Source organism: Prevotella micans F0438 (genome assembly GCF_000243035.1).
Taxonomy (GTDB): Bacteria; Bacteroidota; Bacteroidia; order Bacteroidales; family Bacteroidaceae; genus Prevotella; species Prevotella micans.
In genome coordinates this window covers 673024-686314 of record NZ_JH594522.1, presented here as the reverse complement: position 1 = coordinate 686314, position 13291 = coordinate 673024, and the positions used below count along the sequence as shown (strand labels likewise).

The window sequence follows — 13291 nt, the reverse complement described above, 5'->3', positions numbered from 1 at the left end:
CTAAGACTTAGAACCGTTTTGCAGATTTCTCTAGTAATTAAGGCGAGCTCCAGTCTAAAAACATTTTCGAAAGCTTGTGCAGACCTTAGGAAGTGATTACTTTTGCGTCGTTAAAGTCTGCGGGATGTAGTTCAGTAGGTTTAGAATGCTGGTCTGGGGGACCAGTGGTCGCCAGTTCGAGTCTGGTCATCCCGACAAATTGTAAAGACAAAGAAAGGGGCTGATTATCGGCCCCTTTCTTTGTCTATTTTCTTTAGGATTTGCCTTTGCTTTCTGCTCCACACCGGAAATTTTAATTTCACTAACGTGCTTCCCGGCTAGAATATGGTATTCTGAGTATGCGAGCTCGATGCAATATAATGGTCAGATTTATCTACGGCAAGAACGGTAGACCTTATACGGGAGGATGCGTTTTTGATTTGAAAAGTGTAGAGATAGGATGTGGAGCGGTTTGAGGGTTTCTTGAGCTTTGCTGCAAGCGTTAGGGCTAATTCGGTTAACTTTGCTTCAAATAAAAAAACAACCTATGTATTTCCTACGAAAAACCTGTGAAATGCTGGCAGTGGTATTTAGGCCGGTGAAAGACAATGCGCAGTTCTTTTTCTTCATGTATGTTACAGCAATTACGGTTTCGTTTTTGGAGTTACCGCGGCCAGATTCGGAGGTTTATCCGGGTTTGTGGCTCGAGCTATTTGTAGACCTTTATGTATTGACGTCCGTAATCATGCTTTTCCCTCGGGCGATGAGGTGTTATATTCGGATTCTTATAAGTATGTTGGTATATCTCGTGAGTATAGCTGATGTGTTTTGCTGGGAGAAATTCCGTTCTACGCTCAATCCATCTATGCTTCTGCTGGTGGGTGAAACAGACAGTAGAGAGGCCGGCGAGTTTTTGAGTACTTATCTTGCGCCCGAGCTGTTGTGGTCGGGCGTGGGAGTGATTCTGCTGATAGCTCTTGTGCATTTGATACTGTCGTTCAGACTACCCTTTGTGAAATGGTTCTCATTGAAAGAAAAGCTGGTTTGTCGCTTGCTGTGCCACTATTTGAAACAGAGTGCACCCATTGGTGGTTTCATTGTTTTGGGATTTCTGGTTTGGGGTATCATCGATTCGGTTGGCAATAAGTGCGAGATGGTGCAAATGTTTAGGATGAAAACCGTTGGTGAGGTGGAGCATGAGCTTACAACCAAGGATTGTGCACAATTCTATCTGCCAGTATATAGGCTTGCTTTCAGTGTATTTTCAAATAGGTTGGCGTCGCAGCAGATTGGCCTACTCATAGAGGCTAATCGGGATTTGAGTGTTGACAGTTGTTCATTCCGTTCACCGAATATAGTGCTCATCATCGGCGAGAGTTTCGGAAAGCATCATTCGCAGCAATATGGCTATTTCATGCCCACGACTCCGCGGCAGATGGAGCGGCAGAAGACCGGATTGCTAGTTCCGTTCGGAGATGTAGTTTCGCCGTGGAATCTCACGAGTTTTGTTTTCAAGAATGTGTTTTCGCTGCATGTTGTGGGACAGAAAGGTGAGTGGTGCGACTATCCGCTTTTCCCGGCGTTGTTCAGAAAAGCCGGCTATCATGTGAGCTTCGTAACAAACCAGTTCTTGCCGAAGGCCAGAGAAGCGGTTTATGATTTCAGCGGAGGGTTCTTTTTAAATAATCCCGAACTGTCGGCCGCGATGTTCGACACACGAAATGACCGGTTGCATCGGTTCGACCGCGGTCTGATTGACGACTATGATAACAAATTAGAGAAAGAAAATAAGGCTCGAAACCTCATCATATTCCATCTTATGGGGCAGCACGTTGCTTATCATCAACGTTATCCTAAAAATAGGCAGCACTTCAAGGCCGAGGATTATAAAGAACGTCGTCCCGAGTTGAACGCCGAACGGAGAGCAACGCTGGCCGAATATGACAATGCCGTGCTCTACAACGACTCAATTGTTGATCAAATTATACGCCGCTTCGAAAATAAGAATGCCGTAGTTATCTATATGCCCGACCACGGCGAGGAATGCTATGAAGGCCGACGCGGATTCATCTGTCGGAATCATTCAGCAGGCATTAACTACGATTTAGCGCGTTATGAATTCGAGATCCCTTTCTGGGTTTATTGTTCGCCGGAATATGTTCGCCAGAATCCCGACCTGTTCAAGCAAATCGTGGCATCGCGTAACAAGCGGTTCATGACCGATGCGCTACCTCATATGTTACTCTATCTTGCAGGCGTTGCGACGAAAGCTTATCATGCCGAATATAACATTCTTAGTACTCGCTACAACGAGCATCGCGAGCGCAAACTCAAAAACACAACCAACTACGACGCATTGCGCCATGGATAACGAATCGAGAAACATTTTGAGTAGCGCCGAGTGTGCTGCCTTACGAGGAATAGCCATCATGGGAATATTCCTACACAATTATTGTCATTGGCTGCCAGGAATGGTACAGGAAAACGAGTATCAGTTCTTTGAGCACAACGTTCAGTGGCTCGACTCGGTGATGAGCGGCGGATGGAACGAACAGATACCATTTCATATCATTTCATTCTTCGGGCACTACGGTGTGCCGATATTCCTGTTCCTTTCGGCCTACGGACTAGTACAGAAGTACGAGTCGAACCAATCATCACCTCGGCCGTGGAGCTTCGTTTCGTATCACTGGAAAAAACTATTCCGCATGATGATTGTTGGCTTCGTGGCTTTCACAATGATTGACGCAATAACATCCGGAAGTCATCGCTATGAGGTAATTGACATTGTTGCGCAACTCGGCTTGCTGAACAACCTGCTCCCCCGTCCGGATGCGATAATATGGCCAGGTCCTTACTGGTTTTTCGGGCTAATGCTACAACTCTACATCATCTATCGGCTTCTACTTTTCCGCCGACATTGGGCTTGGACTGTTGTGCTTATCATTGTGTGCACGGCAATTCAGATGACGTGCAATCCAGAGGGTGAAGCTCTAAATAGATGGCGATATAATTTCGTCGGCGGCATTCTGCCTTTTGGTGCCGGACTGCTCTATGCGCGACACATGAAACCGGTGGGAAGATGGTTTCACCTGCTCGTGCTGGCGGTTTCGCTTGTTGGAATATGGTTTCTCGGTCGAAGTTTCCACACGTGGTTCATTGTGCCGCTGCTTGTTTGTTCGGCCGGAATAAGCCTGGTGAAACTCCTTTCGGAACCCTATCATATTACAATTCTCGACAAGCTGAACGCGCTATTCATGAGAGTCGCTGTGTGGATGGGCGGCATATCTGCCGCGTTGTTTGTGTGTCACCCCATAACCCGGAAAATATTTATCGGCATTTCGAAAGACGGCAGGCTCTTTGTCGGTATTATGCTCTATATCGTAACCTCGCTGTGCCTGGCGTGGCTATTCAAAGAACTCATGAAACGAATACCATCACCCAAACTAAAATGAAGATAAACTGTTTTGAACTCGGCAGCATCAGTCGTTATCGCGGCGAACTGATGGGAGCAGCAATCATTTTCGTGATGCTTTTCCATGTTGGACTGCCACGTGACGATGCCTTCTTCGGGCTCAGACGGATGGGCAACATTGGCGTTGACATATTCCTTTTCCTGAGCGGGATCGGCCTGTGGTTCGCCTGGACTAAGAATCCGTCAATAAAAGATTTCCTGTGTCGGCGATTCAAACGAATCTATCCAACATGGTTAGTCATAGCCAGCCTCTATTATATTCCCGATTACTTCTTTCCCCAGATTGTAGATCACAGTGGAGCCTGCACCGGCATCGGTAACCTGATAGCCAACATTGGTCTGAACATAAACTTCTGGCTACGAACGGAGCTAACCTTTTGGTATGTTCCTGCAATTATGGCACTCTATGTCGCTGCTCCGTTCTACATGCGACTCATTTCGCGTAACCCTGTTTATCGTTGGTTGCCCGTGGCGATGATGGCGTGGTGCATTGTCGTGCAATATGTTGTACCTCTGAATCACGCATTGGGCCATTTGGAGATTTTCTGGAGTCGGCTACCAATCTTTTTCATCGGCATAAATCTTGGACAGGCCGTGAAAGAAAATCGTCAGCTTGCTGGCTCATCCGTTTGGCTAATCTTGTTCCTTTTTGCCGGTACGCTCGCTGTCGGAATATATTTAGAGCAAGCGAGGCACGGTACTTTTCCCCTCTTTCTCGAACGGATGCTCTACATTCCGCTAACCGTTACCGCTGCGTTGTTGGCCGGGAAGATTCTACCACGTTCGCCCCGCTGGTTCAACTGGGCGTTGCGATTTGTCGGTGCGTTGAGTCTGGAGATTTATCTGCTGCACTATCATTTCGTGATGCGCTACATCGAACGTCTCCATGCCGGCTACTGGCCCACATTCCTAATCACGCTAGCCGCGACGTTGCCCGTTGCGTGGCTACTCGGCAAAGCGATAAATAAAATCTTCAAATGAAAAATCTGTTCTTGCTCATCCGTCCGCAACAGTGGATAAAGAATCTTGTTATTTTCCTGCCCGTGTTTTTCGGTCGGGCGATACTCGACTCGCATGCGATGCTCAACAGTTTCATAACGATGCTCGCTTTTTGTCTTATCTCGTCGTCGATTTATTGTCTTAACGATATTGTCGACCGCAACGACGACCGTAAACATCCCGATAAGCAATGCCGACCTATAGCCTCCGGGCGGGTGAGTATCCACCAGGCTATTGCGCTTATTGTCGGTTTATTTTCTCTAGGTTTGCTTGCGCTGGTTCCGCTAGGCACAGAGACTCTTCCTACGGCCGGAATATTGTTGGCTTATTGGTTCATGAATGTTGCCTATTGCTTAAAGCTGAAGCAATATGCGATAATCGACGTGTGTATAATTGCTTTCGGATTCATACTACGAATACTCGCCGGCGGAACAGCAGCCGACATAACCCTCAGTAAGTGGATTGTGCTGATGACTTTTCTGTTGATGCTGTTCCTTTCGTTTGCCAAGCGGCGCGATGACGTTCTACGGATGAACGAAACCGGTCTTCCGCCCAGAAAAAACACGATACGTTACAATATCACTTTCATCAACCAGGCCATAACCATAACGGCCAGTGTTACGCTCGTGTGCTACATCATGTACACTGTCAGCCCCGAAGTGATTGCCCATTTGAATACCGAGCATCTTTATCTTACAAGCATATTTGTGCTGCTCGGTTTGTTGCGATACATTCAAATCGCAGTGGTCGACAAGAAAAGCGGCGACCCCACCAAGATTATCATTCGCGACCGATTCACTCAACTTATCGTTCTCGCATTCGGCTTGTCCTACCTTTTCATTATATACATTCTCTGAAGCATGACCATTTACGCATTCGATTTCGACGGAACCTTAACCCGACGTGACACCTTTCTAGTTTTCGCCCGATTTGCCAAAGGCACGTCCCGAACCTTTTTTGCCATAATGCTTATGTTGCCACTACTCGTTATGATGAAGTTGCGCCTTTACCCGAACTGGCGAGCCAAGCAACAACTTTTTTCCCTATTGTTTCGAGGCATGCCGATAGACCAATTCGACGAAACGTGCCGTCGATTCGCTGTCGAGAATCAAAATTTGTTACGTCCCAAGGGCTTGCAAACGATAGAACGAGCCATAGGTGAGGGAAGCAAGGTTGTTGTCATCACGGCCAGTATCGAAAACTGGGTTAAGCCGTTCTTTCACGACTTAAGCGGCGATATCCGGATTGAGGGTACCCGAATCGATGTGCGAAACGGAAAGCTAACCGGCAAGTTCCTAACCAAGAACTGCTACGGTCGAGAGAAACTAAAAAGGATAAAGAAACTCTATCCCGCCCGAAGCTCTTATCGTTTGATAGCTTTTGGCGATAGTAAAGGCGACAGTCACCTACTCCGTTATGCAGATGAAAAGCACTACAAGCCCTTCCGCCACTAAAGCGCAAGTTATTCGATTCATCATCGTGGGCGTCCTTGCCACCGGTTTGCAATATGGTGTTTATCTTGCTCTTGTAAGTATATTGCCTCGGTTTGCTCCGAGTTTGGCCAACACGGTGGCTTATGCGGTGAGCTTCGTTTTCAACTATATTGCCAGCACCCGATTCACTTTTCGGGTTCGTTCGACTGCCAAGCGTGGCGCCGGATTTGTACTTTCGCACGTAGTAAATTATGTTCTTCAAACCCTGCTTCTCGCTCTGTTTCTCCATCTCGGCATTCCGAAGCATTTCGCTCTTATCCCCGTTTTCGCTATCTGTGTTCCAACGAACTTTATATTAGTTCGCTTTTTCCTAACCGGTATATTACACTGAGCTAACGTAATATATTTGGTTGTGCTGATTGAAAGAGCGATTCGGGCGGACACGGGGATATTAATACATTCGGACAGACACGGGGTCTGTCCCTACACTTGCGAACTCACTTAACCGCCCACAAAAAATAATCTGGTCTATAACGAATGTGCCGGGGGCTTATCGTTATAGACCAGATTGTGTGTGCGGAGAGTGTGTAGTGAGTGCCGACGGGGCGCTGTTAGAATTTCTTTCCGAAGACGATATTAATAAAGGTCTTAATCAAAATTTTTGCATCGAAGAGCCACGAGCGGTTCTCCAGATAGTAAAGGTCGAGTTCGAGGCGGCGCAGCATTTTCTCCATCGTGTCGGTGTAGCCGTTGTAGAGTGTGGCGTATGACGTAACACCGGGGCGAATTTGATAGAGAAAGGTGTAGCGCGAATCGTGCTTCATGATTTGGTCGATGTAGAACTTGCGTTCGGGGCGGGGCCCGATGAAAGCCATGTCGCCGCGTACTACGTTCCAGAGTTGCGGCAGTTCGTCGAGGTGATGTTGCCGAAGGAACTTGCCGATTTGAGTCATGCGTGTTTCGCGTTCGTGTTGATAGAGGGCCGGACCGTCCTTTTCGGCATCTATGCGCATGCTGCGGAATTTATAGATATAGAAAGGGCGGCCGAAGCGGCCGATTCGCTCTTGCTTGAAAATGGCTGGACCGCCATCTTCGCGGCGTACGGCGATGTAACAGATTAGAAATAGCGGTGAGAAAATAACAATGGCAAACAGGGCGATGAAGAAGTCGACAAAGCGCTTTACGATGCGTTCAATGTCGCTCATTCCGTCGAAAATATAAGAATCGCTGTTATGTCTCAAACCGTCAATTACCAAGGTATGTATTATGTTCATGATGCTTCTAAAACGTTGCTTCTTCACATTTATTGCTTGCGAGTCTCAATTTTTTTATGGGCAACACTTCAAGCACCTTCGCAAGATGCGAATAATTTGTTGCAAAGTTAACCAAAACAGACTAAAAGGCCATCCTTGTTTTTTTGCGGTGGGCGAACGGGTGTTGCCAACCTAAATATATTGTCGCCTGCAGTTATAAATTATTTTATCTCCCAGCGATGATGTCGCTAAGACTTATAATTTATTTTTTCTCTTGACTACTGCATCTCCGACAGTTATAAATTAATTTATCTCGTAGCGATACTGTCGCTTTGATTAGTATATTATTATATATCAAAGCGATTGTGTCGCCGCGACTTAAAATTTATTCTAACCTCTGGCGATATCGTCGCCGACGGTTAAAATAAAATATATGTTAAGGCGACGATATCGCTAGCACTTAAAATAAATTATATGTTAAGGCGACGATGTCGCCAGCACTTAAAAAAAATTATATATTAAGGCGACATCGTCGCCAGCAGTTAAAATAAAATATAAGTTAAGGCGACATCGTCGCTGGGAGATAAAATAAAATATAAGTTAAGGCGACGATGTCGCCGTAGCTAAAAATAAATTATAAGTCTCGGCGACGATGTCGCTAGCAGTAAAAATAAATTATAAGTCTCGGCGACGATGTCGCCAGAATGAAAAATAAATTATAAGTCTTGGCGACGGTTTTGTAATGGCAAAACACTACTTTTACACACGAAACAAAATCGTTGTCGGGAATCCGCTCCGGTCTGCACACAAAACAAGATTGTTGTCGGGAATCCGCCCCTCGTTTATCCACAAACAAATGTCGTTGCGAGGAGAAAAAAGGCAGGCAACAGAGACGAAAACTTTAAAAACAAAAGAATAATGAGCAGTAACAATCCTATTCACACAATGAAAATCAAAACGGGAGGCTGCGCCAGGTTCAGCAACGCTTTGCACGCGCAATTCCATAAACTACAGTATGACCTCGTGACTGAATTCGGCCCGAAGAAACTTAAAATCCCTGCCGATTTGCTAAAAGATTGGGCAACTAATGTCGACCTCGAAGTTGATATAGAAAAAACATCCCACACGTCTGTCCACACAGCAGAGTTGCGCAAAAAGGATAAGGAGCGCGACAGACTGCTTAGGCATATCTTCGGTATGATACGCGCGCAAAAACTGTCGCCCTTCGATGATGTTCGGAATGCGGCCGAAGAACTGGATGTTGCTCTCGGCCCGTATCGCAGAATACAAACCAATTCGTCGGATGGCGAAACGCTGCACATTATCAGTATGCGCGTCGATGCCGAAAAATATCCCGATAAGGTGGCAAAGGTGGGGCTCACCGCCGTGCTGAAAAAACTCTACGAAGTGAATACCGAATTTGAAGCAGCACGCAAAGCACGACGAAATGAACAGATTGAGAATAAACTGCCCGGTTCGAAAGAAATTCGTCCGCAAACCGACCGCGCCTTCGCCAACGTGTGCGTGTGTGTCCAGTCGGCCCATCTGGTAGCGGGAACTAACGACGAACGGGATCTGATAACAACCCTCATAAATCGGATGAATCGCACCGCACTCGATTTAAGAACCACCCATAGAGAAATAATAGCACAGCGAAAACGCTGGGCTGAAGAGAAAGAATCGGCGGCTGAGGAGAAAGAGTCGGCGCCCGAAACAGAGCTCGAATCCGAGGATTTGCAAATCGAAAACGATGCGCCGATGGAACCGGTAATCTAGATGAGCTCGGTTTTAAATCGATATTCCCATTCGGACGATAAGACCGAATGGGAATATCGGTATCGGACAGACACGGGTGATATTAATACATACACGGACAGACACGGGGTCTGTCCCTACATTCGTGTCCCTCGGATAAATCCGCCACAATTCCCATTCGGCCGATAGGCCGCATATGTAGGGACAGACCCCGTGTCTGTCCGCATTTTTATCCATCCCCCAACGTTTGCCCCGTGTCAGTCCGCCCCAACGTTTGCCCTGTGTTTGTTCGCATTTATGCCCCCCGCAAATCCGCCCAATTCTTATTCGGCCGAAAATAAGTCTGCACTAACTGTTGAAACATAATGTTCAGGAGAGGCTTAGGCGTCAAAAATGTGAAGTGTAAATTCTGTTTTGAGACCTTATTATAGGTACATTTGCAAGCACATTGAGATGAAATAATTATAAACAATATGGCAAATGTTATAAAGCTGCGCAGGGGATTAAATATCAACCTAGCCGGAAAAGCCAAAGAAGAATCTCTGCCACTTGATTCGTCGGAAGCTTTCCTTGTTTCACCCGATGATTTTCCAGGGCTTACTCCAAAAGTTGTTGTTCGCGAGGGCGAGCATGTTAAGGCAGGCAGCGTGCTGTTTGTGGACAAGCATTGCTCTGAGGTGGGCTTCGCTTCGCCGGTGAGCGGAACCGTGGAAGCCATTGTGCGAGGCGAACGCAGGAAGATTCTCTATCTGAAAATTAAGGCCGATGCGCGGCAAGAATATGTTGATTTCGGGATAAAAGATGTTGGCGCACTCAGCGGCGACGAAGTGAAGAACCATTTATTGAAAAGCGGACTGTTTGGCTATATAAACCAATTGCCTTATGCCGTTTCGACACGCCCCGACACTGAACCAAAGGCGATTTTCGTTTCGGCTTTGAGAGATATGCCGCTGCAAGGCGATTTTCTGTTTGAAGTGGGCGACGAATCGCGCATGAAGGATTTCCAAACCGGTCTTACAGCCCTTTCGAAGATTGCAAAAGTGTACCTCGGCATAGGCTCCGTGCAGAGTGGTTCGGTGCTGAGCGAGATGAAAGACGTTGAGATATACGAGTTCAACGGACCTTGTCCGGCAGGCAATGTGGGTGTTCAAATCAATCATATATCGCCCGTGAACAAAGGTGAAGTTGTTTGGACGGTCGACCCAAGTTCGGTTATCATCTTTGGCAGGTTGTTCAATACTGGTCAGGTCGACCTTCGCCGACTCGTTGCAATCGCCGGAAGTGAAATGAAACGTACGGGTTATGTCGACGCACTCATCGGGATACCCGTGGAAACCATCCTCAAGGACAACGTGAAAGCCGAACGAAATGTGCGTATAATCAACGGTAATCCGCTCACGGGAAGAGTAGTGACGGGCAACGCCGGACTTGGTGCTCACACATCCGAAATTACAGCAATTCCGGAGGGCGACGACGTGAACGAGTTTGTTGGCTGGATTATGCCACGCTTCAAAACTCTGTCTACGTCGAAAAGCTATTTCAGTTGGCTTATGCCGGGCAAAGAATATGTTCTCGATGCCCGTATAAAAGGCGGCAAGCGGCATATGATTATGAGCGGCGAATACGACCGCGTTCTTCCGATGGACATCTATGGCGAATATCTCATCAAAGCCATCATATCGGGCAACATCGAACGGCAGGAAGAGCTGGGAATCTATGAAGTTAGTCCTGAAGATTTCGCTTTGGCAGAGTTTGTTGACAGCTCGAAACTTCCGTTGCAGAAAATTGTTAGAGAAGGACTAGATACACTTAGAAAAGAAAACGCCTAACCACACGTGTTTTCAGAGAATCCTATTAATGAAAGAAATATGAGCTTAAGAAATTATCTAGACAAGATTCGTCCTAATTTCGAAAAAGGCGGGAAACTTCATGCCTTGAAGAGCGTCTACGATGGAATGGAAACTTTTCTTTACGTGCCTCGCGACACGTCGAAGAACGGAGCCTCTATTCACGACGCTATCGACTCGAAGCGCATAATGAGTATCGTTGTCATTTCGCTTTTGCCGGCGATGCTTTTTGGAATGTATAACATAGGCTATCAAAACGCCTTATCCGCTGGTCATATCGGCGATGCAACGTTCTGGGGTATGTTTGTCTACGGATTGCTTGCGTTGCTTCCGAACATATTGGTGTCCTACATCGTGGGCCTCGGAATAGAATTTATCTGGGCGCAATGGAAGGGCGAAGAAATTCAGGAGGGTTATCTTGTTTCCGGTATACTTATTCCGTTGATTGTTCCGGTGACGATTCCGCTTTGGACGCTCGCACTGGCCATAGCCTTTTCCGTGATATTCGCAAAAGAAATTTTCGGTGGAACAGGAATGAACATCTTCAACGTAGCACTTATTGCACGCGCGTTTCTGTTCTTTGCATATCCTAGTAAAATGACGGGCGACACCATCTGGGTTGCCGACGGGAGCATCTTCGGATTGGGGTATGCTCTTCCCGACAGTCACACCATGGCCACGCCGTTGGGCGAAATTGCACAAGGTGGGCACGTCAATGCATCGATTTCAGACATAGCAATCGGTTTGATTCCCGGTTCGGTTGGCGAAACATCGGTTATAGCCATAGCCATCGGCGCAGTAATTCTTTTGTGGACGAACATTGCAAGCTGGAAAACGATGCTTAGCGTTTTTGTTGGCGGTGGGGCAACGGCCTTCCTGTTTCAATCGCTGGGCTCAACACCAATTCCTTGGTTCGAACATCTCATCTTGGGCGGATTTTGTTTTGGCGCCGTGTTCATGGCAACAGACCCGGTTACGTCGGCTCGTACCGAGACCGGTAAATGGATATTCGGACTCTTTGTGGGTGCGCTTGCAGTTATCATCAGAGTTATGAATCCGGGTTATCCCGAGGGAATGATGCTTGCAATACTTTTCGGCAACATGTTTGCTCCGCTCATCGACTACTATGTTGTTCAATCAAATATCAACAAGCGTGCAAAACGCGTAAAAGAATAAAAGAGGGAGATTAAGGAAATGAAAACAAATAGCAATTCCTACACCATCATATATTCAATCGTCCTCGTGCTCATAGTGGCGTTTATGTTGGCCTTTGTGTTCCAGGCTCTGAAGCCTGCGCAGGATGCCAACGTTCAGCTCGACCAACAAAAGCAGATACTCTTTGCCCTCAATCAGGACAGAGACATGACCGACCAGAAGGCTCGCGAACTGTGGAAAGAAATGATAATAGCCGACGATATCATAGATGCTGACGGAAAACTGGTTGAGGCCGGGAAACAAGGAGGCACCGAAGCCGGATTCAAACTCAATAGCAAAGACGCTAAGGAAGGTAGGCTTGCACTATTCAGATGCAAGGTAGACGGCGAAACGAAATATGTGATTCCGATTTATGGCAACGGACTCTGGGGGCCGATAAACTGTTTCATAGCCATAAATGGCGATAAAACCACCGTTTTCGGAATCTACTTTAATCATGAAAGTGAAACCGCTGGACTAGGAGCCGAGATTAAGGATAACGCAAGTTGGCAAGCTAAGTTCAAAGGCAAGCATTTGTTTGCAGGAAACGAGAGACAGAAAATATCCCTGTCTGTACTCAAAAAAATCACCGACAACAACACTCAGGTTGATGCTGTGACCGGTGCCACGCTGACAAGCAATGGCGTTACCGAAATGTTCCAAGCCGAAAAAGGAGGCCTGCAACCTTATGTGAAATTCCTCACAAGCAAATAAGAATCTTACGATATGAATTTATTCTCAAAACAAAATAGAGAAGTGCTCTGCAATCCACTCAACCTGGACAATCCGATATTGGTTCAGGTACTCGGGATATGCTCAGCTCTGGCCGTGACTTCACAGCTGAAGCCGGCAATAGTGATGGGATTGGCCGTCACCATAATTACGGCGTTCGCAAACGTGATTATCTCCATAATCAGAAACACAATTCCGAACCGAATAAGGATAATCGTGCAACTTGTTGTTGTTGCAGCTCTGGTGACTATTGTGAGCCAGGTGCTAAAAGCCGTGGCCTATGATGTTAGCGTGCAACTCTCGGTTTATGTCGGATTGATAATCACAAACTGCATTCTCATGGGACGCCTCGAAGCATTCGCAATGACCAACAAACCGTGGCCTAGTTTCCTGGACGGTATCGGCAACGGGCTCGGCTATGCGCTTATTCTGGTTATCGTTGGAGCAGTGCGCGAACTTCTAGGACGCGGCTCATTGCTCGGATTCAAGATTATTCCGCAAAGTTTCTACGACGCGGGCTATCTCGACAACGGAATGATGTCAATGCCGGCAATGGCACTCATCATTGTGGGCTGCGTGATATGGGTTCATCGTGCATATTTCTATAAAGAAAACAAGGAGTAA

At 46.8% G+C, this 13291-nt stretch carries 12 protein-coding genes and 1 tRNA gene; 12 read left to right on the top strand and 1 reads right to left on the bottom strand.

The features are described 5' to 3' along the window. Window positions 1-120: 120 nt before the first annotated feature. The 7 genes from HMPREF9140_RS07345 to HMPREF9140_RS07315 all read left to right on the top strand — a co-directional run bounded on the left by HMPREF9140_RS07345 (window position 121) and on the right by HMPREF9140_RS07315 (window position 6277). Window positions 121-195 (top strand) — tRNA-Pro (locus tag HMPREF9140_RS07345). A 331-nt stretch (window positions 196-526) separates the two neighbouring features. Next, window positions 527-2350 carry a phosphoethanolamine transferase gene (locus HMPREF9140_RS07340; RefSeq protein WP_006953009.1) on the top strand — a complete coding sequence of 608 codons (1824 nt, stop codon included), beginning with the start codon at window positions 527-529 and terminating at the stop codon, window positions 2348-2350. Beyond that, complete coding sequence (locus HMPREF9140_RS07335) at window positions 2343-3434, top strand: acyltransferase family protein (protein WP_006953008.1); 1092 nt, start codon at window positions 2343-2345, stop codon at window positions 3432-3434. Before HMPREF9140_RS07340 ends, HMPREF9140_RS07335 begins: the two co-directional genes overlap by 8 nt. Continuing rightward, a complete protein-coding gene (locus tag HMPREF9140_RS07330; RefSeq protein ID WP_006953006.1) occupies window positions 3431-4435 on the top strand; it encodes an acyltransferase family protein in 1005 nt (334 codons plus the stop codon). The genes HMPREF9140_RS07335 and HMPREF9140_RS07330 overlap by 4 nt, the downstream gene beginning before the upstream one ends. Then, window positions 4432-5310 carry a UbiA prenyltransferase family protein gene (locus tag HMPREF9140_RS07325; RefSeq protein WP_006953004.1) on the top strand — a complete coding sequence of 293 codons (879 nt, stop codon included), beginning with the start codon at window positions 4432-4434 and terminating at the stop codon, window positions 5308-5310. Before HMPREF9140_RS07330 ends, HMPREF9140_RS07325 begins: the two co-directional genes overlap by 4 nt. Window positions 5311-5313: 3 nt before the next feature. After that, a complete protein-coding gene (locus tag HMPREF9140_RS07320; RefSeq protein WP_006953003.1) occupies window positions 5314-5907 on the top strand; it encodes an HAD family hydrolase in 594 nt (197 codons plus the stop codon). Further along, a complete protein-coding gene (locus HMPREF9140_RS07315; RefSeq protein WP_018572110.1) occupies window positions 5876-6277 on the top strand; it encodes a GtrA family protein in 402 nt (133 codons plus the stop codon). Before HMPREF9140_RS07320 ends, HMPREF9140_RS07315 begins: the two co-directional genes overlap by 32 nt. Before the next feature lie 220 nt (window positions 6278-6497). Here HMPREF9140_RS07315 and HMPREF9140_RS07310 read toward each other — a convergent pair whose 3' ends face one another. Next, window positions 6498-7160, bottom strand: a complete 663-nt coding sequence (locus HMPREF9140_RS07310) for a sugar transferase (protein WP_006953001.1) — start codon at window positions 7158-7160, stop codon at window positions 6498-6500. A gap of 897 nt (window positions 7161-8057) precedes the next feature. Between HMPREF9140_RS07310 and HMPREF9140_RS07305 the strand changes: the two genes are divergently transcribed. The 5 genes from HMPREF9140_RS07305 to HMPREF9140_RS07285 all read left to right on the top strand — a co-directional run bounded on the left by HMPREF9140_RS07305 (window position 8058) and on the right by HMPREF9140_RS07285 (window position 13291). Continuing rightward, window positions 8058-8915, top strand: coding sequence for a DUF6261 family protein (locus HMPREF9140_RS07305; RefSeq protein ID WP_006953000.1), 858 nt, complete (start codon window positions 8058-8060; stop codon window positions 8913-8915). Between the two features lie 452 nt (window positions 8916-9367). Continuing rightward, a complete protein-coding gene (locus tag HMPREF9140_RS07300) occupies window positions 9368-10723 on the top strand; it encodes a Na(+)-translocating NADH-quinone reductase subunit A (protein WP_006952999.1) in 1356 nt (451 codons plus the stop codon). A 39-nt stretch (window positions 10724-10762) separates the two neighbouring features. Then, a complete protein-coding gene (locus tag HMPREF9140_RS07295; protein ID WP_018572108.1) occupies window positions 10763-11917 on the top strand; it encodes an NADH:ubiquinone reductase (Na(+)-transporting) subunit B in 1155 nt (384 codons plus the stop codon). An 18-nt stretch (window positions 11918-11935) separates the two neighbouring features. Then, window positions 11936-12649 (top strand): NADH:ubiquinone reductase (Na(+)-transporting) subunit C, encoded by a 714-nt coding sequence (gene nqrC, locus HMPREF9140_RS07290; protein ID WP_006952997.1) that lies wholly within the window; start codon window positions 11936-11938, stop codon window positions 12647-12649. Between the two features lie 12 nt (window positions 12650-12661). Next, the gene (locus HMPREF9140_RS07285; protein WP_006952996.1) at window positions 12662-13291 is read left to right on the top strand and encodes an NADH:ubiquinone reductase (Na(+)-transporting) subunit D; all 630 of its coding nucleotides are present in this window, start codon (window positions 12662-12664) and stop codon (window positions 13289-13291) included.